General features: G+C 54.4%; 21 protein-coding genes. 18 read left to right on the top strand and 3 right to left on the bottom strand.

The genetic code is table 11. From position 1 onward, the window contains the following. Positions 1–27 precede the first annotated feature (27 nt). The 14 genes from NFS35_RS15075 to NFS35_RS15010 all read left to right on the top strand — a co-directional run bounded on the left by NFS35_RS15075 (position 28) and on the right by NFS35_RS15010 (position 14,791). The gene (locus tag NFS35_RS15075) at positions 28–813 is read left to right on the top strand and encodes a 5-deoxy-glucuronate isomerase (RefSeq protein WP_251207948.1); all 786 of its coding nucleotides are present in this window, start codon (positions 28–30) and stop codon (positions 811–813) included. Positions 814–853: 40 nt separating this feature from the next. After that, positions 854–2,005 (top strand): iron-containing alcohol dehydrogenase, encoded by a 1,152-nt coding sequence (locus tag NFS35_RS15070; protein WP_251207947.1) that lies wholly within the window; start codon positions 854–856, stop codon positions 2,003–2,005. A 26-nt stretch (positions 2,006–2,031) separates the two neighbouring features. Then, the gene (locus tag NFS35_RS15065) at positions 2,032–3,006 is read left to right on the top strand and encodes an N-acetylglucosamine kinase (RefSeq protein ID WP_251207946.1); all 975 of its coding nucleotides are present in this window, start codon (positions 2,032–2,034) and stop codon (positions 3,004–3,006) included. Positions 3,007–3,153: 147 nt separating this feature from the next. Beyond that, positions 3,154–5,238 carry a FecR domain-containing protein gene (locus NFS35_RS15060; protein ID WP_251207945.1) on the top strand — a complete coding sequence of 695 codons (2,085 nt, stop codon included), beginning with the start codon at positions 3,154–3,156 and terminating at the stop codon, positions 5,236–5,238. Between the two features lie 152 nt (positions 5,239–5,390). Continuing rightward, a complete protein-coding gene (locus tag NFS35_RS15055; protein ID WP_251207944.1) occupies positions 5,391–6,575 on the top strand; it encodes an acetyl-CoA C-acetyltransferase in 1,185 nt (394 codons plus the stop codon). 293 nt (positions 6,576–6,868) lie between these two features. Beyond that, the gene (locus NFS35_RS15050) at positions 6,869–7,654 is read left to right on the top strand and encodes an enoyl-CoA hydratase-related protein (RefSeq protein WP_251207943.1); all 786 of its coding nucleotides are present in this window, start codon (positions 6,869–6,871) and stop codon (positions 7,652–7,654) included. Positions 7,655–7,669: 15 nt separating this feature from the next. Further along, positions 7,670–7,855, top strand: a complete 186-nt coding sequence (locus tag NFS35_RS15045; protein ID WP_251207942.1) for a TRADD-N-associated membrane domain-containing protein — start codon at positions 7,670–7,672, stop codon at positions 7,853–7,855. 12 nt (positions 7,856–7,867) lie between these two features. After that, on the top strand, positions 7,868–8,710 hold the full coding sequence (locus NFS35_RS15040) for a 3-hydroxyacyl-CoA dehydrogenase family protein (RefSeq protein ID WP_251207941.1): 843 nt from the start codon (positions 7,868–7,870) through the stop codon (positions 8,708–8,710). A 5-nt stretch (positions 8,711–8,715) separates the two neighbouring features. Further along, positions 8,716–8,934 (top strand): hypothetical protein, encoded by a 219-nt coding sequence (locus NFS35_RS15035; RefSeq protein ID WP_251207940.1) that lies wholly within the window; start codon positions 8,716–8,718, stop codon positions 8,932–8,934. A 98-nt stretch (positions 8,935–9,032) separates the two neighbouring features. Further along, positions 9,033–10,184, top strand: coding sequence for an acyl-CoA dehydrogenase (locus tag NFS35_RS15030; RefSeq protein ID WP_251207939.1), 1,152 nt, complete (start codon positions 9,033–9,035; stop codon positions 10,182–10,184). 44 nt (positions 10,185–10,228) lie between these two features. Continuing rightward, complete coding sequence (locus tag NFS35_RS15025) at positions 10,229–11,011, top strand: electron transfer flavoprotein subunit beta/FixA family protein (RefSeq protein WP_251207938.1); 783 nt, start codon at positions 10,229–10,231, stop codon at positions 11,009–11,011. Between the two features lie 135 nt (positions 11,012–11,146). Beyond that, on the top strand, positions 11,147–12,193 hold the full coding sequence (locus NFS35_RS15020) for an electron transfer flavoprotein subunit alpha/FixB family protein (RefSeq protein WP_251207937.1): 1,047 nt from the start codon (positions 11,147–11,149) through the stop codon (positions 12,191–12,193). Between the two features lie 424 nt (positions 12,194–12,617). Then, positions 12,618–13,301, top strand: a complete 684-nt coding sequence (locus tag NFS35_RS15015) for a YkgJ family cysteine cluster protein (protein ID WP_251207936.1) — start codon at positions 12,618–12,620, stop codon at positions 13,299–13,301. Positions 13,302–13,450: 149 nt separating this feature from the next. After that, positions 13,451–14,791 (top strand): D-alanyl-D-alanine carboxypeptidase family protein, encoded by a 1,341-nt coding sequence (locus tag NFS35_RS15010; RefSeq protein WP_251207935.1) that lies wholly within the window; start codon positions 13,451–13,453, stop codon positions 14,789–14,791. Here the strand turns inward: NFS35_RS15010 and sdaAA are convergent. Next, entirely contained in the window at positions 14,788–15,657 is an 870-nt protein-coding gene (gene sdaAA / locus NFS35_RS15005) for an L-serine ammonia-lyase, iron-sulfur-dependent, subunit alpha (protein ID WP_251207934.1), read from the bottom strand. The two genes, NFS35_RS15010 and sdaAA, sit on opposite strands and share 4 nt — an antisense overlap. A 107-nt stretch (positions 15,658–15,764) precedes the next feature. After that, complete coding sequence (gene sdaAB / locus NFS35_RS15000) at positions 15,765–16,442, bottom strand: L-serine ammonia-lyase, iron-sulfur-dependent subunit beta (RefSeq protein ID WP_251207933.1); 678 nt, start codon at positions 16,440–16,442, stop codon at positions 15,765–15,767. A gap of 243 nt (positions 16,443–16,685) precedes the next feature. Between sdaAB and NFS35_RS14995 the strand changes: the two genes are divergently transcribed. The 3 genes from NFS35_RS14995 to NFS35_RS14985 are packed head-to-tail and all read left to right on the top strand — an operon-like array spanning position 16,686 to position 19,132. After that, positions 16,686–17,654, top strand: a complete 969-nt coding sequence (locus NFS35_RS14995; protein WP_251207932.1) for an amino acid ABC transporter substrate-binding protein — start codon at positions 16,686–16,688, stop codon at positions 17,652–17,654. Between the two features lie 18 nt (positions 17,655–17,672). Then, positions 17,673–18,332, top strand: coding sequence for an amino acid ABC transporter permease (locus NFS35_RS14990; protein WP_251207931.1), 660 nt, complete (start codon positions 17,673–17,675; stop codon positions 18,330–18,332). A gap of 44 nt (positions 18,333–18,376) precedes the next feature. Beyond that, positions 18,377–19,132: an amino acid ABC transporter ATP-binding protein gene (locus tag NFS35_RS14985; protein ID WP_251207930.1), complete on the top strand. Its 756-nt coding sequence runs from the start codon at positions 18,377–18,379 to the stop codon at positions 19,130–19,132. 35 nt (positions 19,133–19,167) lie between these two features. On the opposite strand, the gene NFS35_RS14980 is transcribed toward NFS35_RS14985, so the two are convergent. Then, positions 19,168–19,572 carry a bacteriohemerythrin gene (locus NFS35_RS14980; RefSeq protein ID WP_251207929.1) on the bottom strand — a complete coding sequence of 135 codons (405 nt, stop codon included), beginning with the start codon at positions 19,570–19,572 and terminating at the stop codon, positions 19,168–19,170. 119 nt (positions 19,573–19,691) lie between these two features. On the opposite strand from NFS35_RS14980, the gene ptb reads away from it, so the two are divergent. Next, positions 19,692–20,768: a phosphate butyryltransferase gene (gene ptb / locus NFS35_RS14975; RefSeq protein ID WP_330640247.1), complete on the top strand. Its 1,077-nt coding sequence runs from the start codon at positions 19,692–19,694 to the stop codon at positions 20,766–20,768. Positions 20,769–20,770 lie beyond the last annotated feature (2 nt).

Here is a 20,770-nt window from a genome sequence, read left to right as displayed (position 1 = left end):
GAGGCTGAACCGGAATAGGAGAAAAGCATGAGCAAAGTTTTTGGATATCCTGTATTTGACGAGACAGGGGAAATGGTTCTTACAACCTATGATAATGATTACAAAGAGATGATGATGGACATCCGTGTCTATCAGATGAAGCAGAATGAATCCAGAGAGTTCTGCCGGGAAGGAGAGGAGATTGCAGTCCTTCTCCTTTCGGGAAAAATCACCTGCGAATGGGAGGGAAACCAAAGCACGGTTTCCAGAAAAGACGTATTTACCGAAGGTCCATGGTGTCTGCATGTCAGCAGCGCAAAAAAGATAAAGGTGACTGCTGAGGAGGAAACGGAGATTTTGCTTCAGTGCACGAAAAATGAGCGTCCTTTCGAAAGTCGGCTCTACGCGCCGGAGGATGCGCCATGGGGGTATTCCGGCGTAGGGAAATTCGGAAATGTGGCAAAACGCAGGGTGAACACTATTTTTGACCATGAGATTTGCCCGGAATCGAATATGGTGCTTGGGGAGGTGCTGAATGACAGAGGAAACTGGTCAGGGTATCTGCCGCACAGACATCCCCAGCCGGAGACTTACCTGTTCAAGTTTGACAGGCCGGAAGGTTTCGGCGCAAGCTTTGTGGGAGATCAGGTATTCAAAAGCGTCAATAACAGCTTTTCGGCAATTCCCGGAGGACAGCTCCATCCCCAGGCAGTCGCGCCGGGATTCCGGATGTATACCTGCTGGATGATTCGTCATCTGGATGGGAACCCGTGGCTGCAGACAGACCGCTGTGAGGATGAGAAGTATGTCTGGATGCATGATGCAGAATTTTAAAACTATGTCAGGATTTTTTATAATTTGATAAGGAGAGAAAATGGCAAGAGAATTTATCGTACCGGGCCAGATTATAAACGGTGCCGGAGCTTTGGATATGGCAGAGAATACACTGTCCCATTTTGGGAAGAAAGCGTTGATTGTTACGGATAAAGTCATGATTGAGCTTGGAAATTGTGAGAAAGTGGAGACAGCCCTGAAGAATCGGGGAATTGCGTACTCCATTTATTCTGAAATCACGGGAGAGCCCACCGATCAGATGGTCGATGCAGGGCTTGCCCGGTACAAGGCCGAAAACTGTGATTTTCTGATTGCGCTGGGCGGAGGAAGCCCCATCGACTCCATGAAAGCGATTGCTTCGCTGGTTGCCCGCGGCGGGAGTATATCCGATTACATGGGAAAAGAAATCAATGTGGAGATGCCTCCTATTGTTGCGATTCCTACTACGGCTGGCACGGGATCGGAAGCGACTCAGTTCACGATTATCACAGATACCAAAAAAGATATCAAAATGCTGTTGAAGGGCAAGGTGTTGATGCCCCAACTGGCAATTATCGATCCGCAGTTCACCATGACTGCGCCGCCTAAGATAACGGCAGCTACAGGTCTGGATGCCCTTTGCCATGCGGTGGAGGCCTACACGTCCAGAAAAGCCCAGGCGATGTCAGATACCTTTGCCCTGTCGGCGGTGAAGAGAATATTCAGATATCTGCCAATCGCATTCCATGACGGGCAGAATGAGGAAGCCAGAGTGCAGATGTCGATAGCAGCTCTTGAAGCAGGTATTGCGTTCAATAATGCAAGTGTTACTCTGATTCACGGCATGAGTCGGCCGATTGGGGCTTTGTTCCATGTGGCCCATGGGCTTTCCAACGCGATGCTGATGAAAGAGTGCCTTGGCTTTGCACTGGAGGGAGCTTATGGAAGATTCGCGGAGCTGGGACGCGCTGTCGGTGTGGCTGAAAACGCTGATTCTGATCAGGAGGCAGGCGGGAAATTCCTGGGCGCAGCCATGAAACTTGTAGACGAGTTGGAGACACCTACATTAGAAGCATACGGAATCAACAAAGGGCAATTTTTCGGAGCGATTGAAAAGATGGCTCACGATGCCATGGAAAGCGGCAGCCCTCAGAACACACAGAGAGAAATCACGCAGGCAGATGTGGAGCAGCTGTACCGCAATCTCTGGTAAAACAGGAAGACTGGGAGGAAAAGCGTATGTATTATTTGGGGGTGGATTGCGGCGGAACGAAGTCGGCTTTTTTATTGGGGGATAAAAACGGGAAAATATATGCACGATATCGTTCAGGTGGATGTATTATCATGGATGCCCGAAAGGAAGGTCTGAAAGAGACGTTGGAGGAAGGGCTGCGGGCAGTCTGTGGTCAGGCCGGTATCGGCAAGGAGAGAATCGCCTGCATGGGACTTGGCATCAGCTGCTACGGAGAGGGGGAAGGAACGGAAGAGGAAACCTGGGAAGCCTGCAGGGAAGTCCTTTCTCCTGACCGGGTGGTGTGCCAGTGCGATACTTATGTGGGCTGGGCGGGGTCTTTACTGTTCCGTCCGGGCATCAATATCATTTCCGGAACAGGCGCGATTGCTTTTGGTGTAAATAAAGAAGGAAAAACAGCCCGGAGCAGCGGCTGGGGCGCCGGATATGATGAGGGATCCTGTACATGGCATGGACGGAAACTGGTGGAAGCATATACCAGACAGGCAGATGGGCGCATGGAACGGACAAGGCTCTATGAGATGTTTCGGAAATATTTTGGAATCAAAGGAGATGATGTACACTTTGTGACGCCGCTGAACAGAAAAATCGTTCAAGCCGGAAAATTTGCCGAGCTTCAGCGCTTGTTGAAAGAGGTTTATGAGTCCGGTGATCCGGTGGCACGGAGCATTTACGAAGAAGGTGCGAGGGAACTGTGGATGAGCGTGGAGTCTGTGGCGAAGAAGCTTGGGCTTACAGATTCTGATTTTTCGGTATCTTATTCCGGTGGTTTATTTAAGAGCGGGGACTGCATTTTAAAGCCTTTTGGCAGATTGGTGGAAGCCGGAGGAGGAAAACTGGTGCTGCCCCGGCAGGAGCCGGATGTAGGCGCGCTGATGATGGCAATTAAAGAGAAAGAACCTGATTTTGATGCGGATAACTATGTATTGCAGGATTTGCCGGCCGCTTCCGGGAACCATTGACAGGGGCAGCATTATCCGGGAGGGGCAGCTTTTTTCTCTTTTTTTCGAAATTAGCGGAAAAGTTTTTTTAACTTGCCGCCGCGTAAGCGTCCTGGTATAATAGACGCGGAAAAAGTTCCGGAAATTAGAGGGAGAGGTAAAGTACAGATGAAAAGAATGGCAAGAAACAGACAGATAGTGGCGCTGCTGACGGCGGCAGCGCTGTTCCTTGCGTCCTGCGGGTCTTCGGCCACGGCAGCGGCGATGTCCCTGGCAAAGGCGGTGGGATCCGTGAGCATTGCGGACGGGGGCGGCGAGAGCGTCCCCGTGTCAGAGGACAGGAGCCTGTACAGCGGCTATCAGGTGGGGACTGAGGCAAAAAGCCACGCCTGGATCAGCCTGGACGATGTGAAGCTGGTGAAAATGGATGAGGAAAGCGCCATCGAGCTTCGGAAGGAGAACCGGAACCTGGAAATCTTCGTGAATTCCGGGCATCTTTTTTTCAACATCACGGAACCCCTTGAGGAGGACGAGACGCTGGATATCCGCACATCCACCATGACAGTGGGCATACGCGGGACCTGCGGGTGGGTCAGCGTGTTGGAGGAGGGCCATATGCAGGTCTGCGTTCTGGAGGGGAAAGTCCACTGTGAAGTGACGGATCCTGTGTCCGGCCAGAGCGCGGAGGCCGAGGTGTCCGCAGGCGAGAGGGCGGATATATATATCTATTCGGAAGGAGAGGAGGGCGCTGCCTGTGAAATCGTGAAAAGCAGGCTCCGCAGGTCTGACATACCGGATTTCGTGCTGGAGGAAGTGGATTTGGAGGCTCTGGGGACGGAGCTGGCCGAGGAGCCGCAGGAGACCGGAGAGGAGAGGTCAGAAGAGCCGCAGGAGACCGCGGAGGCGCCGGGAGAGGAGGCAGGCGAAACGTTGGAGGAGATTCTTGCCTTATCGGAATATGAAAGCTACGGCATTGCAAAGGGCGGCGTGATGCCTGTCAAGAAAGACGGCTTATGGGGGGCCGTCAATTACCAGAATGAGGTGATTGTGCCTTTTGAGCACGCAGACTTTCAGGCGCCGGACGACAGCGGGAATTTCGTGATGGTTGACAGGACTGTGGAAGAAGTGGAAAATGAAGTCCTGGGAGAGACAGTCACATATGAAATGGAGCACAAATCCTACACCCTGTTCGACCCTCAGGGGAATGTCCTGTACCAGGGAGACCAGCAGGTGCGGGCTTCCGGCGGGATGTATATCGTCCTTACGGAGAGAGACCCGCTGGGAGAAGGGCAGAGAGAGATTGCATATCATAGGACGGACGGGACGCTGGTGCAGGCATTGCCTGCGCATCCGTGGGCTTTCATAAATGGTTTCTATGACGGAGTATCTCAGGTCTATCGCGCCGAGTATGATGATGTCCTTGTAGGACAGGGAGAGGGAGTGGGGTACAGCTATGGTACTGGGTCATACCAGATAGGGGAGGTGGATGCTGCAGGCAATATCGAATGGCATGAGGATCCCCTGTACACCAGGTATTTGGAGAGGGCTGAGGAAGAATACCGAAGAGCTGTGGAAGAGGCGGCTGGCGGAGAGGACGGCTTTGCCAACATCGCAGGCACGGACAGCTATTATACAAGATTGCCCTTGAGTACGGTGAATCACGGCTACTATGTCGCGGGGACCTTTGAATATGATGCCGGTTGGATAACTATGTGCACGGATACCTATGAAATTTTGGGAGAATGCGATTTTTATCACGCGGAGCCGGACGCGGAAAAGGGATTCGTGTACTCGGAGGACTATTGGGACGAGGAGAACGGCTTCCGCAGCTTCTATCACGATGGAGCCTATTTCTATAACTACGGCTCCAACATGGTGTGGATTGTAGGGGAACGGGATGTATTGGTGGATTTTGCCCTGTATCCGGGCATGACCTTTGAAACGGCGGACAACCGCATCGTAAAAGCCGTGTATGACAGAATCTACATGAGCGATGAGAATTACTGGCTCGTGCAGGACGGGGAAGCCTGGGGCTACATAGACCACGACGGGCAGGAAGCGGCCATGTTCGAGGATGCCTCCGGGTTCTGTAACGGGTACGCGCTTGTCAGGGAAGGGGGGACTGCCTACCTGATTGACGAGACGTTTGAGAAGGTGCAGGATTTGGGGGAAGCGGACTCCGTCAGCGCGCTTGGGGAATTGTTCGTTGTGACCAGGGGAGATACGAAATATTTTTACCAGTTGGGGCAATAGGAGGTTTTACCGGCCGCTGTTTTATCAAAATGGTTTTATCAAAATTTAAGGAAAAGACATTGCAAATAGGCGCTGTCTATGATAAACTGAGAACAGTGGCTATGATAAAAAAATAACAATCATATTCAAAACACTAGTTGGAGGGAAAACAAATGGCAAAGAAAGTAGTATTAGCCGGTGCCTGCCGTACCGCTATCGGCACCATGGGCGGCACCCTGAGCACCACCCCCGCCGCAGAGCTGGGAGCGATTGTAATCAAGGAAGCCCTGAACAGGGCAGGCGTGAAGCCCGAGGCCGTAGATCAGGTGTACATGGGATGTGTCATCCAGGCGGCCCAGGGACAGAACGTGGCTCGTCAGGCATCCATCAAGGCGGGACTGCCCATCGAAGTACCGGCTGTCACCATGAACGTGGTATGCGGCTCCGGTCTGAACTGCGTGAACCAGGCGGCCCAGATGATCATGGCAGGAGATGCCGATGTGGTCGTGGCGGGCGGCATGGAGAACATGTCCATGGCTCCCTACGCGGTTCCCCAGGCCCGTTACGGATACAGGATGAACAACGGTACTTTGGTGGACACCATGATCAAGGATGCCCTGTGGGATGCCTTCAATGATTACCATATGATCACAACGGCTGACAATATCTGCCGTGAATGGAATCTGACCCGTGAGGAGTTGGACGAGTTCGCGCTGAAGAGCCAGCAGAAGGCCGAGGCAGCTCAGAAGTCCGGCGCATTTGATGCCGAAATCGTTCCCGTCATGGTCAAGAAAAAGAAAGAGACCATCGAGTTCAAGGTAGACGAAGGGCCTCGCGCCGGATCCACTATCGAAGGTCTGCAGAAGCTTCGTCCTATCAACAAGGACGGCTTCGTCACCGCAGGCAACGCTTCCGGCATCAACGACGGCGCCGCTGCCATCGTGGTGATGAGCGAGGAGAAGGCCAAGGAGCTGGGCGTGAAGCCTATGGCTACTTTCGTGGCAGGCGCTCTGGCGGGCGTGCGTCCCGAGGTCATGGGCATCGGCCCTGTAGCCGCCACGAAGAAAGTCATGGCCAAGACCGGCATGAAAATTGAGGACTTCGACATCATCGAGGCCAACGAGGCATTTGCCGCTCAGTCCGTGGCAGTGGGCAAGGATTTAGGGATAGATGTAGACAAGCAGCTGAACCCCAACGGCGGCGCTATCGCTCTGGGACATCCCGTGGGCGCTTCCGGATGCCGTATCCTGGTGACCCTGCTCCATGAGATGCAGGCCAAGGGCGCGAAGACCGGCCTGGCCACCCTGTGCATCGGCGGCGGCATGGGCTGCTCCACCATTGTGAAGATTGAGGACTAAGGACTGACATATAGACCGAAAGAGGGAAGAATGGCTCCTGCGCAGAGGCATTCTTCCTTTGGCGGCTTTCAGTGGAGGGCGGCAAATGCGGGAATAGCGTTCCCCTTTCCGGCGGGGCCGGAGATACATAGCCTGAGGCTGAAGCGCCGGGGCGCTGGATTCCGCACAGGAATTGACGGAATGGAGCCGGTCGGAAGCGGGATGTGCTGATTTTCGGTTGTATGTGCTTTGTGTGCGCAGGAACGCGTGTAACCGCGTGTAATCATGCATAATGTATAAAAGGAGAAAATGACATGGAATTTGTATTGTATGAGCAGAAGGGCGCCTACGCCATCCTCACCATCAACCGTGAGAAAGCCCTGAACGCCCTGAACTCCACCGTGCTGGAGGAGCTGGACAAGACTATTGACGGCATCGACCTGCAGACAGTGCGCTGCCTGATCGTCACCGGCGCGGGACAGAAGTCCTTCGTGGCCGGAGCCGACATCGGGGAGATGAGCAATCTCACCAAGGCTGAGGGCGAGGCTTTCGGCAAGAAGGGCAACGATGTATTCCGCAAGCTGGAGACCCTGCCCATCCCGGTGATCGCCGCGGTGAACGGCTTCGCTTTGGGCGGCGGCTGTGAGATTTCCATGAGCTGCGACATCAGGATCTGCTCCGACAACGCGGTGTTCGGCCAGCCCGAAGTGGGACTGGGCATCACCCCCGGCTTCGGCGGCACCCAGAGACTGGCCCGCCTGGTAGGGGCAGGCATGGCCAAGCAGATGATTTACACCGCCCGCAACATCAAGGCGGACGAGGCGCTGCGCATCGGTCTGGTGAATGCGGTCTACCCTCAGGAGGAGCTGCTTCCCGCCGCGGAGAAGATGGCAGCGGGCATCGCGAAGAACGCTCCCATCGCAGTCCGCAACTGCAAGAAAGCCATCAACGAAGGGCTGGATATGGACATGGACGAGGCAATTGTGCTGGAGGAGAAGCTTTTCGGCGCCTGCTTCGAGACAGAAGACCAGAAATACGGCATGGCATTCTTCCTTGACAAGAACAAGGAGAAAGTGAAAGAGCCTTTCAAGAACTGCTAAACGGAGAGCTGGCCAATGGACAAGAAAAATATAAAAAAGATAATATGTATACTGGCAGGAATCGCTCTCATGGCGGCAGGCCTGTTTCTCTTCTATCGGGGAACGGTCAGCAAGGACATGGTCACAAGGGCAGCGGGATGCGCCATTGTGGTGGGCGGGGTGAGTTTTTTTGTGGAAGGCACAAAGAAGAACAAACAATAAGGAGGACTTATCATGAAAGTAGGTATTATCGGTGCGGGCACCATGGGTGCCGGAATCGCGCAGGCATTTGCCATGACGGACGGCTATGAGGTATGCCTTTGCGACATCAAGCAGGAGTTCGCCGATGGCGGCAAGGCCAGGATTTTAAAGAACCTGAACTTCCTGGTAGGCAAGGAGAAGATTACCCAGGAGAAGGCTGACGCCATCTCCGCCAAGATTGTCACAGGCTTAAAGGACATCTGCACGGACTGCGACCTGGTCATCGAGGTTGCCCCTGAGAACATGCAGATCAAGAAGACCACCTTCAAGGAGCTTCAGGATATCGTGAAGCCCGAGTGCATCTTCGCCACCAACACCTCTTCCCTCTCCATCACCGAGATAGGTGCCGGACTGGATCGTCCCATGATTGGCATGCATTTCTTCAACCCTGCCGACAGGATGAAGCTGGTGGAGGTCATCGCAGGCGCCAATACCCCCGACGAGCTGGTAGAGAAGATCAAGAACATCTCCGTGGAGATCGGCAAGACTCCCGTAGAGGTGAAGGAAGCTCCCGGATTCGTGGTGAACAGGATCCTGATTCCTATGATCAACGAGGCTATCGGCATCTACGCGGAGGGCATCGCCAGCGTGGAGGACATCGACACCGCCATGAAGCTGGGCGCATCCCATCCCATGGGGCCTCTGGCTCTGGGCGACCTGGTAGGCCTGGACATCGTGCTGGCCATCATGGAAGTGCTGCAGAACGAGACCGGCGATTCCAAGTATCGTCCTCATCCGCTTCTGCGCAAGATGGTCCGCGCAGGCAAGCTGGGCAAGAAGACCGGCGTAGGCTTCTACGACTACAGCAAGAAGTAAGACATATGTCAGGCGGAATTGCCGCTTCATCCAGGGAGCGGCGGTTTCGCCCGTTGTGCGTACATCGGTTCCCCCAGACAGGAATGATTCGCATGTCCGGGGAAGGCGCGAGGACGGGATTTTTCCGGATGCGGCGTACTGCCGGTGTGCTGCCCAGGTTGGCGAAGACGGAAGCATTAGTCAGCAGGGAGAGACGGAAAAGCTGTTCGGAACAGAAGGGCTGACAGCATGACAGATTCGAGGAAATCGGTGCAGAGCCCGAAAAACAGAAAGACGTCAAAGAACTGCTGAAATTAAGAAAATAGATGGAGGAATGTAAATCATGGATTTTACGTTGCGCAAAGAGCATGAAATGGCGCGCTCTCTGTTCAGGGAGTTTGCCGAAAAAGAAGTAAAGCCCCTCGCTCAGGAGGTGGATGAAACCGAAGAATTTCCCAGGGAGACCGCCCGCAAGATGGCGAAGAACGGTTTCCTGGGCATCCCTGTTCCCAAGGAGTACGGCGGACAGGGCTGCGATCCTCTGACCTACGTTATGTGCGTGGAAGAGCTTTCCAAGGTCTGCGGCACCACAGGCGTCATCGTTTCCGCGCACACTTCCCTGTGCTGCGATCCCATTATGACTTTCGGTACGGAAGAGCAGAAGCAGAAATACCTGGTTCCCCTTGCTAAGGGCGAAAAGCTGGGCGCATTCGGCCTCACCGAGCCCGGCGCGGGCACGGACGCTCAGGGCCAGCAGACCAAGGCTGTGGCAGACGGGGACGACTATATCATCAACGGCTCCAAGATCTTCATCACCAACGGCAAGGAAGCTGACGTATATGTCATTTTCGCCGTGACCGGAACCATTGAGAAGAGAGGCAGAAAGATCAAGGAAATCACCTCCTTCATCGTGGAGAAGGGAACCCCGGGCTTCACTTTCGGCACCAAGGAGAAGAAGATGGGTATCCGCGGTTCTTCTACATACGAGCTGATTTTCACGGACTGCCGCGTACCCAAGGAGAACATGCTGGGCAAGCTGGGCCAGGGCTTCAAGATTGCCATGCATACTCTGGACGGCGGACGTATCGGTATCGCTGCGCAGGCGTTAGGAATAGCAGAGGGCGCTCTGGAGAGGACCATCGCCTACACCAAGGAGAGAAAGCAGTTCGGCAAGCCCATCGCTGCCCTGCAGAACACCCAGTTCCAGCTGGCTGACATGGCCACCAAGGTACAGGCCGCACAGCTTCTGGTATACAAGGCTGCCATGGCAAAGGCTACCCAGAAAGAGTACGGCTTCGAGGCTGCGCAGGCGAAACTGTATGCCGCAGAGGTTGCCATGGAAGTCACCACCAAGGCTGTACAGCTTCACGGCGGCTACGGCTACACCAGAGAGTACGATGTGGAGCGCATGATGCGCGATGCCAAGATCACCGAGATCTACGAGGGCACCAGCGAAGTCCAGAGGATGGTCATCAGCGCCGCACTTTTGAAGTAAGCAACCCGGAAGACGAAAAAAAGAAAATAAGGAGTGAAAATACAATGAAAGTTGTTGTTTGTATCAAGCAGGTTCCCGATACCAAGGGCGGCGTAAAGTTCAATCCCGATGGTACGCTGGACAGAGCTGCCATGATGACGATTATGAATCCCGATGACAAAGCCGGTCTGGAAGCCGCTCTTCGGCTGAAGGACCAGTACGGCGCGGAAGTCACCGTGCTGACCATGGGACTTCCCAAGGCCGAGGATGTGCTGCGGGAGGCTATGGCCATGGGCGCTGACAAGGGCGTTCTGGTGACTGACAGAGTGCTGGGCGGCGCTGACACCTGGGCGACTTCCCAGACCCTGGCTGGCGCGCTGCGCAATATGGAGTACGACCTGATCATCACAGGCCGCCAGGCAATCGACGGCGATACCGCTCAGGTAGGCCCTCAGATTTCCGAGCATTTGAACATCCCCGTGATTTCCTATGCCCAGAACCTGAAGATTGAAGGCGACAGCGTCATCGTTGAGCGCCAGTATGACGACAGATACCATGTGCTGAAGGCAAAGATGCCCTGTCTGATCACTGCCCTGGCAGAGCTGAACGAGCCCAGATATATGACTCCCGGCGGAATCTTCGATGCCTGTAAGGCTGAAATCACCGTATGGGGCAGGGCGGATCTTAAGGATGTGGAGGATTCCAACTTAGGCCTGAAGGGATCTCCCACCCAGATTGCAAAGGCTTCCGATAAGGTGAGAAAGGGCGCCGGCGAGAAGGTTGCGCTTGATCCCGCAGAGTCTGTTGAGTATATTGTTGGTAAGCTGAAAGAGAAGCATGTGATTTAATCCGAAAAAATATAACAGCACCCACCCATACAGTGCCCATAGGGTTTACAGGCGCATCACTTAGCGGCTGGAAAGCCTATGCCATTGTCTGGTACTGGATAGGTGGGTGCGGAACTGGAATAGGAGGAAAAGTAAATGAACTTAGAAGAATATAAGGGCGTATATGTCTTCGCGCAGCAGGTGGACAATATCGTCAACAGCATTGCTTTTGAACTGATTGGCAAGGGCAAAGACCTGGCCGCGGATCTGGGCACCGAGGTGACTGCTGTTCTGGTGGGCAGCGGCGTAAAGGGCCTGGCAGACGAGCTGGCCGAGTACGGCGCTGACAGGGTGATCGTAGTGGACGATCCCGAGCTGAAGGAGTACAGGACCGAGCCCTATGCCCATGCGCTGGCTTCCGTCATCGAGAAGTATAAGCCCGAGATTTTCCTGGTGGGCGCTACCGCCATCGGACGTGACCTGGGTCCCCGTGTATCCGCGAGGATCCACACCGGACTTACCGCGGACTGCACACAGCTTGACATCGGTGATTTCCCGCTGAATCCCATCCCTGGAAAGGAGCAGAAGCACAATCAGCTGCTGATGACCCGTCCTGCATTCGGCGGCAACACCATCGCTACCATCGCCTGCCCTGACTTCCGCCCCCAGATGGCTACCGTGCGCCCCGGCGTTATGCAGAAGAAGGAGAGACAGGCCGGCGCAAAGGCTAATATAGAGGAGTTCAATCCCGGATTTACCCCTAACCAGAACTATGTGGAGATCCTGGAGGTGGTGAAGGCCGTGTCCGAGACCGTAGACATCATGGATGCCAAGATTCTGGTATCCGGCGGCCGCGGAATGGGCAGCGCTGAGAACTTCAAGATTCTGGAGGATCTGGCCGAGGTGATCGGCGGCACCGTGAGCTGCTCCCGTGCCGTGGTGGACGCAGGCTGGAAGCCCAAGGATCTCCAGGTAGGTCAGACCGGCAAGACTGTCCGTCCCAATGTGTACTTCGCCATCGGCATCTCCGGCGCCATCCAGCATCTGGCCGGCATGGAGGAGTCCGACATCATCATTGCCATCAACAAGGACGACACAGCTCCTATCTTCGATGTGGCTGACTATGGTCTGGTAGGCGATTTGAACAAGATCGTGCCCGCCCTCACCGAGAAGCTCCGCGCGGAGATGGCGAACAAGAACTAAGGAAAGTCCGGACAGAAAGATTATCCGGCAGAAGACAATCGAAATGGTGGATTCCAACCTATAAAATAGACTCCCGCGGATCCGGGGAAATGATTTCCGGATTTGCGGGAGTTTTTTGTCCGACAATCTTTTCAGGAAGGCTTGCATAACAACAGAGGAATTGATATAATGCTTATGGCTTGTATCAAATCTGGCTTTTTGACATATATTACTAGGAAGCAAGAGCGGCTTCCCATACTCAAATATTATGACATATCTGTCACAAATTAGTGGCATCACATACTCGCGGGCGATGAAATTTGCTGGTATATCCACCGAATCATTCACCCGTGAGACGGATTGCGCGGCATGTTTTGACTGAGCGCATAGATTTTCGGAGAATGCAAAGGAATCAGGAAACTGCAGAAAGGTATGGTGGAGAAGCGTGAAGCGGAATGTCAGTCTCGAAGAGATTTCCGACGGACGTCTGTATCGGCACAATGACATGGTTAAAGCGGACTGCCATGGCTGTAAAGGCTGCCATAAATGTTGTGTGGGCATGGGCCATTCCGTCATACTGGATCCCTATGACGTGTTCCGCCTGCAGCAGGGGCTGGGGAAGAATCTGACACAGCTGCTTGCGGAGGAAAAAGTGGAACTGAGCGTGACTGACGGAGTCATTCTGCCGAACATACGGATGGCGGGAGAAGAGGAGCGGTGCGCCTGTCTGGATGGGGACGGACGCTGCGGAATCCACGCGTACCGGCCCGGCGTATGCCGCCTGTTCCCTCTGGGGCGGATTTATGAGGACGGAGATTTCCGGTACTTTCTCCAGACAGGAGAGTGTGGGGAAAATGGAAGAAAAGCATTCCAAGGGCGCAGCAAGGTCAAAGTGAGCAGATGGATTGACACGCCAGATCAGGTAAGGAACCATGACTTCATCTGTAAATGGCATTATCTTGTAAGTGATTTGGAGGGGAAGCTTTCAGAAGCGGATGATTTGGAAGAATCGAAGCGTCTGAATCTCCTGATGCTGCAGATTTTTTATATGGAGGCTTACGAGTCGCAGCGAGATTTTTATGAACAGTTTGAGGAGCGGCTTGCCCGCTGGATGGATAAAGGCGCCTGACGGCATATTGAGGAACTGGAGTGGAAGCGTTTCAGATAATGCGCGGCTTCATTTTTGGACACATGTACTATGGAATCGGGAATCGGGATTGCTGCCGTGTGACGAGGAGACGCTTCAGAACTGGAAAAAGAAAGGATATTTTGACATAGATGGCAACAGAAGAAGGGTATTCCGCGGAAGAGGGATATGCCGCGGAAAGAGAATATGCTATAGAAGAGCGGCCTGTGGATGAAGAAATTTCCATGGAAGCAGAACGGCAGATGCGCCGGAAAGCGCGATTGGAAGAGATGAGGCGTGAGAAGAGCAGGCGTGAGCGATTGTACAAATGGAGCGTCCCGGTGATGGTCGGGGCAGCCATTGTGATAGGAATCGGTATTGGTTTTAGCGCTGCGGCATTGTCACATCAGGACAGCGGTCAGGAAACGCTGCGTGTGAATCAGGAAGAGGAATCGGAAGAAGATGTCCAGAAAGCCCGCCATGTAATCAAAGGGCCAGTCACTCAGGCAGGTGGGACTTATCTGCCCAGAGACACCTTTTCGGCCCGGGAACCAGTCCGGGAAGAAAGTCCTGTCTCTATAGAGAGTCCAATGCCCGATCCTGCGCCGGAGCCTTTGGGAGGAGTGATAACCACTGCGAATGCGGTATTCAATCTGTCAGAAGACACACAGGGATTTTCCGAAACGATTTTAAGCGAATACGGAATATTCATCGACGCGCAGAGCGGGGCGATTCTTGCCCAGAAAGACGCTTATGTACGGATGAATCCGGCTTCCATGACCAAGATGCTGACGGTTCTGGTGGCGGCAGAGCATTTGACGGAGGAAGACCTGGAGAAGACCGCGCCCATCACCATAGACATCACTGACTACAGCTATGTCAATGACTGCAGCAATACGGGCTACGAGCTGGATGAGGTAGTGACGGTCAGGGATCTGTTCTACGGCACGATTCTGCCCTCGGGCGCTGATTCCGCGCTGGCGCTGGCTGTCTATGTGGCAGGCTCCCACGAAGCGTTCGTGGATATGATGAATGAGAAACTGGTCCAGATGGGACTGGGAGAGACTTCGCACTTTACCAACTGCGTGGGTGTCTACGACGAGGAACACTATTCCACCGCATATGACATGGCTGTCATATTGAAAGCCACGGTGGACAATCCATTCTGTAGGGACGTGATGTCGGCGCACACATACACCACCTCCCTGACGGAGCAGCACCCGGAAGGGCTGCTGATTTCCAACTGGTTCCTGCGGCGGATAGAGGACAGGGACACCCATGGGGAGGTGCTGTGTGCGAAGACCGGATATGTGGACCAGTCCGGCAGCTGTGCCGCCAGCCTGGGGCTGGACAATGATGGCAGGGAATATCTGTGCGTGACAGCCGGTTCTGCCAGCACCTGGACCTGCATCGCGGATCAGGTGGAACTGTACCAGAAATTCCTGCCCGCAACAGAAGCGGTGGCAGAAGATACGGGGGAAAACGCGTCCTAGAAAGACTTCAGGTTTTCCCGGAAAGCGATGCCTGTAGGGGTGGCCGCAAGGCCGCCCTTTCCTGTCTCCCGCAGGTCCTCAGGCAGCATCCTGCCCACATTGCGCATGGCATCGAATACCTCGTCAGGGGGAATCCTGCTGCGGATGCCTGATGCCGCCATATCTGCGGAGGTGAGGGCATTGACCGCTCCGATGACATTGCGCTTCACGCAGGGGACCTCCACCAGGCCTGCCACAGGATCGCAGGCAAGTCCCAGCAGATTCTTCATGGCAAGGGCAGCGGCATGTGCGATTGCCTCTCCGCCGCCGCCTAAGAGATAAGCTACGCTGCCTGCGGCCATGGCGGAGGCGGCGCCGATTTCCGCCTGACAGCCTCCGGCCGCTCCGGATACGGACGCCCGCTGGGCGATGATGCCGCCGATGCCTGCGCTGACATAGAGGGCTTTAGCCATTTCCTCCACGGCGTAGCCTTTCTCTTCCTCCAGTGAGAGGAAGACTGCCGGGAGGACGCCGCAGGATCCGGCGGTGGGAGCCGCCACGATGCGCCTCATGCAGGCGTTGGATTCGCCCATCTTAACAGCTTTCTCCATGACCAGGCCCAGGAAAGAACCGCACAGGAGACTGCCCTTTTTCCGGGCTTCCTCCAATTTTGCGCCGTCTCCGCCCACCAGGCCGCTGGCTGAGGACAGGGAGGGGTCGTAGGAAGTGTCCGCTTCCCGCATGGCTTCGTACATGTTCCGCATCCGGAGGAAAGCTTCTTCCGGGGTAATCTCCATTTCCTGACAGTCATTGTCCCGGATGATTTCCCAGAAGCTCTTTCCGGTCTTTTTTTCTATTTCGATGATTTCCTGGAATGATTGATACATATTTGCTCCTATTCTGTTTGCTGATTTTTCCTTTTGAGTCGGGCTCTTCGCTGACGGGGGTACCGTGGGGCGGGGCCCGGACTTTGCTTCAGAGTGTGCGGGCGGTTTCAGCTGTTTTTGGCAGTTTTCGCAAGTCCCAGATATGTCACTTTCAGGATGCCCTCCAGATGGGCCAGCCAGCGGATGGCGTCCGCCGGAACTTCCTGATCGCATTCCAGCACGATGACGGCATGTCCGCCCTTGGAGGAGCGGTACAGCTGCATGGTGGCGATATTGATGGATTTGTGGCTGAGCATGGAGGTGATTTCCGTCACATGCCCGGGCTGATCGAGGTTGTTCACCACCAGGGTGGGGTAGTCGCCGGAGAAATTGGCGGGCAGACCGTCGATTTCCGTGACCCGGATAGCGCCGCCGCCCACGGAGGCCGCTACGATTTCAATTTTTTTCCCCTCATCGCCGCTTAGGAGCAGCTTCACCGAGTTGGGATGGACATCGCCCAGGTCGATGCCGGACAGATGGAAATCCATATCGGCCTCCTCTGCATAGCGGAAGCTGTCGGGAATCCGCGAATCGTCCACAGGAAAGCCCAGCAGCCCGGCAACCAGCGCCCTGTCCGTGCCATGCCCTTTGCCGGTGGCAAGAAAAGAGCCGTGGAAGAAGATATCCGCTTTTCGGACGGATGTTCCCAACAGTTTTTGCGAGATGTTTCCGATTTTGACAGCTCCGGCTGTGTGGGAGCTGGAGGGACCTACCATCACAGGCCCGATGATATCGAATGAATTCATACTGTCTGACTCCTTTTGTTCAGCTTATGGAAAGAATTTGTTTCCTGTCTTTACTATATATTAGTTTCGGATAAAAAGCAATAGATGTACAGGAGATTAAGATGCAATTCCGAACAAATATTTGCCATGAAAAAACAAATGTGCTATAATAGGCGTCGGTGAGGAGCCAACTTATCGAAAATATGGAAAATGTGCGAAAATCAGGAGATTTTCAGGGGAGGGGCACATGGAAAGGAAAGAAAGATGAGAAAGAACGGATTATGGAAAATAGGAGCGACGATTGCACCGGCCATTCTGGCGTCACTGGCGCTGGCAGGATGCGGCGGACAGGGCGGCGCAGATGCATCGGGCTCTGGTGAGAGCGGGTCTGTGGAAAGCGGCGCGGAGAGTTCTCCGGATGCGCAGACAGAGGAAAGCGGGTCAGAAGCCGGTTCAGATGCAGCGGACAACGGCGCGGGAGAAGATTCCCAGGCCCGGGAGGGTTCTGATGAGGCGGCAGAAGGCGGAGACCAGCTGGCGAAGATCCTGGAGGCCGGGAAGATTATCATCGGTACGGAGGGCACTTATTCCCCAAACAGCTATCACGATGAGAACGGCGACCTGGTGGGGTTTGACGTGGAAGTGGCCAGGAAAATTGCGGAGAAGCTGGGGGTGGAGGCCGAGTTCATGGAAGCGGAGTGGGACTCCCTGTTCGCCGCCATGGATTCCGGACGGATCGATACGGTGATCAACGAGGTGGAATACTCCGATGAGAGGGCTTTGAAGTATGATTTTTCCCAGCCCTATACGTATATTCACGGAGCGCTGATGGTTAAAGCCGACAATGAGGATATCACCGGCTTCGAGGATCTGGACGGAAAGAAAGCTGCCCAGAACCTGACCAGCAGCTGGGGTACCATGGCGGAAGAGTATGGCGCGGAACTGGTGGGCGTGGATGCGGTGAGCCAGTGCGTGGACCTGCTGCTGAGCGGCAGGGCTGATGCGACGCTGAATGTGGAGACAGCTTTTGCCGATTATCTGAAGAGCCATCCCGACGCGGATGTGAAAATCGTAGCCTGGACAGACTCGGCCTCTTCCTCCTGCGTTCCCGTGAAAAAGGGAAATGAGGAACTGCTTAAGGCCATCGACGCGGCTCTGGAGGAACTGCGGGAGTCAGGAGAACTGACAGAACTGTCAGAAAAATATTTCGGCATGGATGTGACAAAGGAATAAGAGGCGGAGGTTCTGGCCATGGATGAACGAGTTTGGCAGCTGATGCAGGATTCTTTTTGGCAGCTGTTGCTGCCCGGGTTACGGATTACGATTCCCCTTACGTTGATTTCGTTTTCCCTGGGACTGATTATCGCTCTGCTCACGGCTATGGTGCAGGTGGCGAACATACGGGGACTGAAGCAGATTGCAAGGTTTTATGTGTGGGTGATTCGGGGGACGCCGCTGATCGTACAGCTCTTTGTGGTCTTTTTCGGGCTGCCGGATTTAGGGATAGTGCTGGATGCGTTTCCCTCTGCGGTAATCGTATTTGCCTTTAATACCGGGGCTTATGCTTCAGAGACCATCCGCGCCGCCATTGAAGCGGTTCCCTCCGGACAGATTGAGGCAGGGTACTGCGTAGGGATGAATTATGTCCAGATTATGGCCAGAATCGTGCTGCCCCAGGCTATGCGGACAGCCTTTCCGCCTTTGAGCAATTCTCTGATCGGGCTGGTGAAGGATACGTCTCTGGCGGCCAACATCACGGTCATGGAGATGTTCATGTCGGCACAGAGAATAGCGGCCCGCACCTATGAGACATTTGCCCTTTACTGCGAGGTCGCGGTAATCTATCTGTTGTTCTGCACTGTTCTGACAAAGCTGCAGACTTACTGCGAGAAGCGGATGAAGAACTATTGAGACCGGAATCAAGGCTATGGAAATGATATGTTGGAGTGAGGACGATGCTGGAAGTAAAAGGGATAGAAAAATCTTTCGATGACCTGAAAGTTTTAAGAGGAGTGAACCTTAAGGTGGGCAGGGGCGATGTAGTCACGGTAATCGGCCCCAGCGGCTCCGGGAAGACCACGCTTCTGCGCTGCATCAATTTCCTGGAGCGGGCTGAGGCGGGTGAGATGATTTTTGATGATGTCCGTTACCGGCTGGATGCCATGACCAGAAAGGAAATCGCCGCTCTGCGGAAGAAGACGGCGTTCGTATTCCAGAATTACAATCTTTTCCGGAACAAGACGGCTCTTCAGAACGTGACGGAAGGGCTGGTCGTGGCCCGGAAGGTGCCTAAGAGCGAGGCGAGGGAAGCAGGGCTTCGGGCCCTGCAGAAAGTGGGCATGGCGGACCGGGCGGATGCCTATCCCCACCAGCTCTCCGGCGGCCAGCAGCAGAGGGTGGCCATTGCCAGGGCCATCGTCACGGAGCCGGAGGTCATCTTCTTTGACGAGCCGACTTCCGCTTTGGATCCTGAGCTGGTGGGAGAGGTGCTGGGCGTGATGCGCAATCTGGCCTCTGAGGGCAGGACTATGCTGATTGTGACCCATGAGATGCAGTTTGCCAGGAACGTGGCGAATCATGTGGTATTCATGGATGACGGCGCAGTGGTGGAGGAGGGGCCTCCGGAGGAAATCTTCGGGGCGCCCCGAGAAGAGAGGACCAAAAAGTTCCTGCAGTCTATCATGAACAGAGAAGCGCCGGCAGCTCTTTGAGCAGTGCCGGCGCTTTCTTTATCGATAAGACACACCTATTTTATCGATTTAATGTACTGCATGTCCATTCTCTGTATATGGTCTATGAGCCAGGTAATCAGGAAGCCCAGGAGCTTCTCGACGATTTCGTTCTGATTGTCCACATCCTCCAGGCAATCGGGGTCAAACTGCATCAGATTGTCTTCGAATTTGCGGTGCAGAACCATATGGCTGTCAATTTCGGCGTAATGGATGCTTCTCATGAAAGCTTCCTCGTGAGCGAAATGGGTCTTGGTGTAATCGATGAGCTCGGAAATCAGGCTGTTGAGTTTTTCCGTCTTGTCGTAGACAAGGGGGTCGGTGAGCAGGTCCTGGGTCTCCTGGGCCAGCTCGAACAATCTGGAGTGTTCCTGATCGATGGATTCGATTCCCGTAAAGTATTCTGGTTTCATTTCGTACATAATTACATCTCCTTTTTTCGTATGGTGAAATTTAGGCTTTGAATCCCATACATCAGTTTACTGCTTTTCCGCGGTATAGTCAATGGCTTTCACTCTTGCATTTTGCGGGTCTGTGTGCTATGATTCTTAGTAACAGAAGCAATGAACCGAGCTTTTCATCCAACCGGAGCAGGTATCCGGTTACTGTTTTGTGTCCGGAAGCAGACAGTTCTTACAGAACACAATCAGACAAAAAGAACATGCCCCGTCAGGGCAGAAAGGAAGAAGACAAGAAAATGAAGCAGGGTTTTGATGACATTATGGCAAGGGTCAAGGAATGCGGCAAGAAGACATTATCCGTATCCGTGGCACAGGATTCCGCGGTTCTGGAGGCCGTGAAGGAGGCGAAGGCAAGGGGGATTGCGGACGCGATCCTGGTAGGCGACGAGAGTAAGATTCGCGGGATAGCCGCGGAGATCGGCATGGATCTGACAGATTATGAAATCATCGACGAGCCGGATATGATCGCGGCTTCTCTGAAGGCCGTGAAGCTGGCCCATGAGGGCAGGGCCGATATGTATATGAAAGGAGTCATCGACACCAAGGACTTCCTGAAGAGCGTCCTGGACAAGGAGGTAGGCCTGCGCACCGGAAAGCCCCTGTCCCATGTGGCGGTGTTCGAGGTTCCCGGCATTGACAGGCTGCTGTTTTTGACGGATGTGGCTTTCATGACCTACCCTACGCTGGAGGACAAGGTGCATATTATCGAGAATACGATTCCCGTCTGCAACGCCTGCGGCATCGATACCCCTAAGGTAGCGCCTCTGGCAGCGGTGGAAGTGGTGAACCCGAAGATGCCCGCCACCGTGGAAGCGGCGGAACTGACCCGGATGTGCGGGGAGGGCCGGATAGCCGGCTGCATCATCGACGGCCCCCTGTCCCTTGACCTTGCAATCGATCCGGAAGCCGCGAAGCACAAGGGAGCCACCCATCGGAAGATTCAGGGAGACGCGGACGTGCTTCTCTTCCCGGACATCCACGCGGGCAATCTGGTGTACAAGGCCATCGTACATATGGTGGATATGAGAAACGGCTGCATCCTTACGGGCACCAAGGTTCCCGTGATTCTCACCAGCCGCTCCGATACTTTCGAGACCAAGGTGAACTCCATCGCCCTGGCGGCAGTGGTGTCCGAGGAACTTCAGAAGAAAGCGTAATT

The sequence above is a fragment of the Acetatifactor aquisgranensis genome (assembly GCF_943193215.1).
In the GTDB taxonomy this organism is placed as follows: Bacteria; Bacillota; Clostridia; order Lachnospirales; family Lachnospiraceae; genus Acetatifactor; species Acetatifactor aquisgranensis.
Note: the sequence above shows the minus strand (reverse complement) of the source record. Positions and strands in the feature narration are given on the sequence as shown.

What these genes read in the sequence shown, in the direction of transcription:
- NFS35_RS15075 (WP_251207948.1), top strand. Translation starts at nt 28, where the DNA reads ATGAGCAAAGTTTTTGGATATCCTGTATTTGACGAGACAGGGGAAATG.
- NFS35_RS15070 (WP_251207947.1), top strand. Translation starts at nt 854, where the DNA reads ATGGCAAGAGAATTTATCGTACCGGGCCAGATTATAAACGGTGCCGGA.
- NFS35_RS15065 (WP_251207946.1), top strand. Translation starts at nt 2,032, where the DNA reads ATGTATTATTTGGGGGTGGATTGCGGCGGAACGAAGTCGGCTTTTTTA.
- NFS35_RS15060 (WP_251207945.1), top strand. Translation starts at nt 3,154, where the DNA reads ATGAAAAGAATGGCAAGAAACAGACAGATAGTGGCGCTGCTGACGGCG.
- NFS35_RS15055 (WP_251207944.1), top strand. Translation starts at nt 5,391, where the DNA reads ATGGCAAAGAAAGTAGTATTAGCCGGTGCCTGCCGTACCGCTATCGGC.
- NFS35_RS15050 (WP_251207943.1), top strand. Translation starts at nt 6,869, where the DNA reads ATGGAATTTGTATTGTATGAGCAGAAGGGCGCCTACGCCATCCTCACC.
- NFS35_RS15045 (WP_251207942.1), top strand. Translation starts at nt 7,670, where the DNA reads ATGGACAAGAAAAATATAAAAAAGATAATATGTATACTGGCAGGAATC.
- NFS35_RS15040 (WP_251207941.1), top strand. Translation starts at nt 7,868, where the DNA reads ATGAAAGTAGGTATTATCGGTGCGGGCACCATGGGTGCCGGAATCGCG.
- NFS35_RS15035 (WP_251207940.1), top strand. Translation starts at nt 8,716, where the DNA reads ATGTCAGGCGGAATTGCCGCTTCATCCAGGGAGCGGCGGTTTCGCCCG.
- NFS35_RS15030 (WP_251207939.1), top strand. Translation starts at nt 9,033, where the DNA reads ATGGATTTTACGTTGCGCAAAGAGCATGAAATGGCGCGCTCTCTGTTC.
- NFS35_RS15025 (WP_251207938.1), top strand. Translation starts at nt 10,229, where the DNA reads ATGAAAGTTGTTGTTTGTATCAAGCAGGTTCCCGATACCAAGGGCGGC.
- NFS35_RS15020 (WP_251207937.1), top strand. Translation starts at nt 11,147, where the DNA reads ATGAACTTAGAAGAATATAAGGGCGTATATGTCTTCGCGCAGCAGGTG.
- NFS35_RS15010 (WP_251207935.1), top strand. Translation starts at nt 13,451, where the DNA reads ATGGCAACAGAAGAAGGGTATTCCGCGGAAGAGGGATATGCCGCGGAA.
- sdaAA (WP_251207934.1), bottom strand. Translation starts at nt 15,657, where the DNA reads ATGTATCAATCATTCCAGGAAATCATCGAAATAGAAAAAAAGACCGGA.
- sdaAB (WP_251207933.1), bottom strand. Translation starts at nt 16,442, where the DNA reads ATGAATTCATTCGATATCATCGGGCCTGTGATGGTAGGTCCCTCCAGC.
- NFS35_RS14995 (WP_251207932.1), top strand. Translation starts at nt 16,686, where the DNA reads ATGAGAAAGAACGGATTATGGAAAATAGGAGCGACGATTGCACCGGCC.
- NFS35_RS14990 (WP_251207931.1), top strand. Translation starts at nt 17,673, where the DNA reads ATGGATGAACGAGTTTGGCAGCTGATGCAGGATTCTTTTTGGCAGCTG.
- NFS35_RS14985 (WP_251207930.1), top strand. Translation starts at nt 18,377, where the DNA reads ATGCTGGAAGTAAAAGGGATAGAAAAATCTTTCGATGACCTGAAAGTT.
- NFS35_RS14980 (WP_251207929.1), bottom strand. Translation starts at nt 19,572, where the DNA reads ATGTACGAAATGAAACCAGAATACTTTACGGGAATCGAATCCATCGAT.
- ptb (WP_330640247.1), top strand. Translation starts at nt 19,692, where the DNA reads ATGATTCTTAGTAACAGAAGCAATGAACCGAGCTTTTCATCCAACCGG.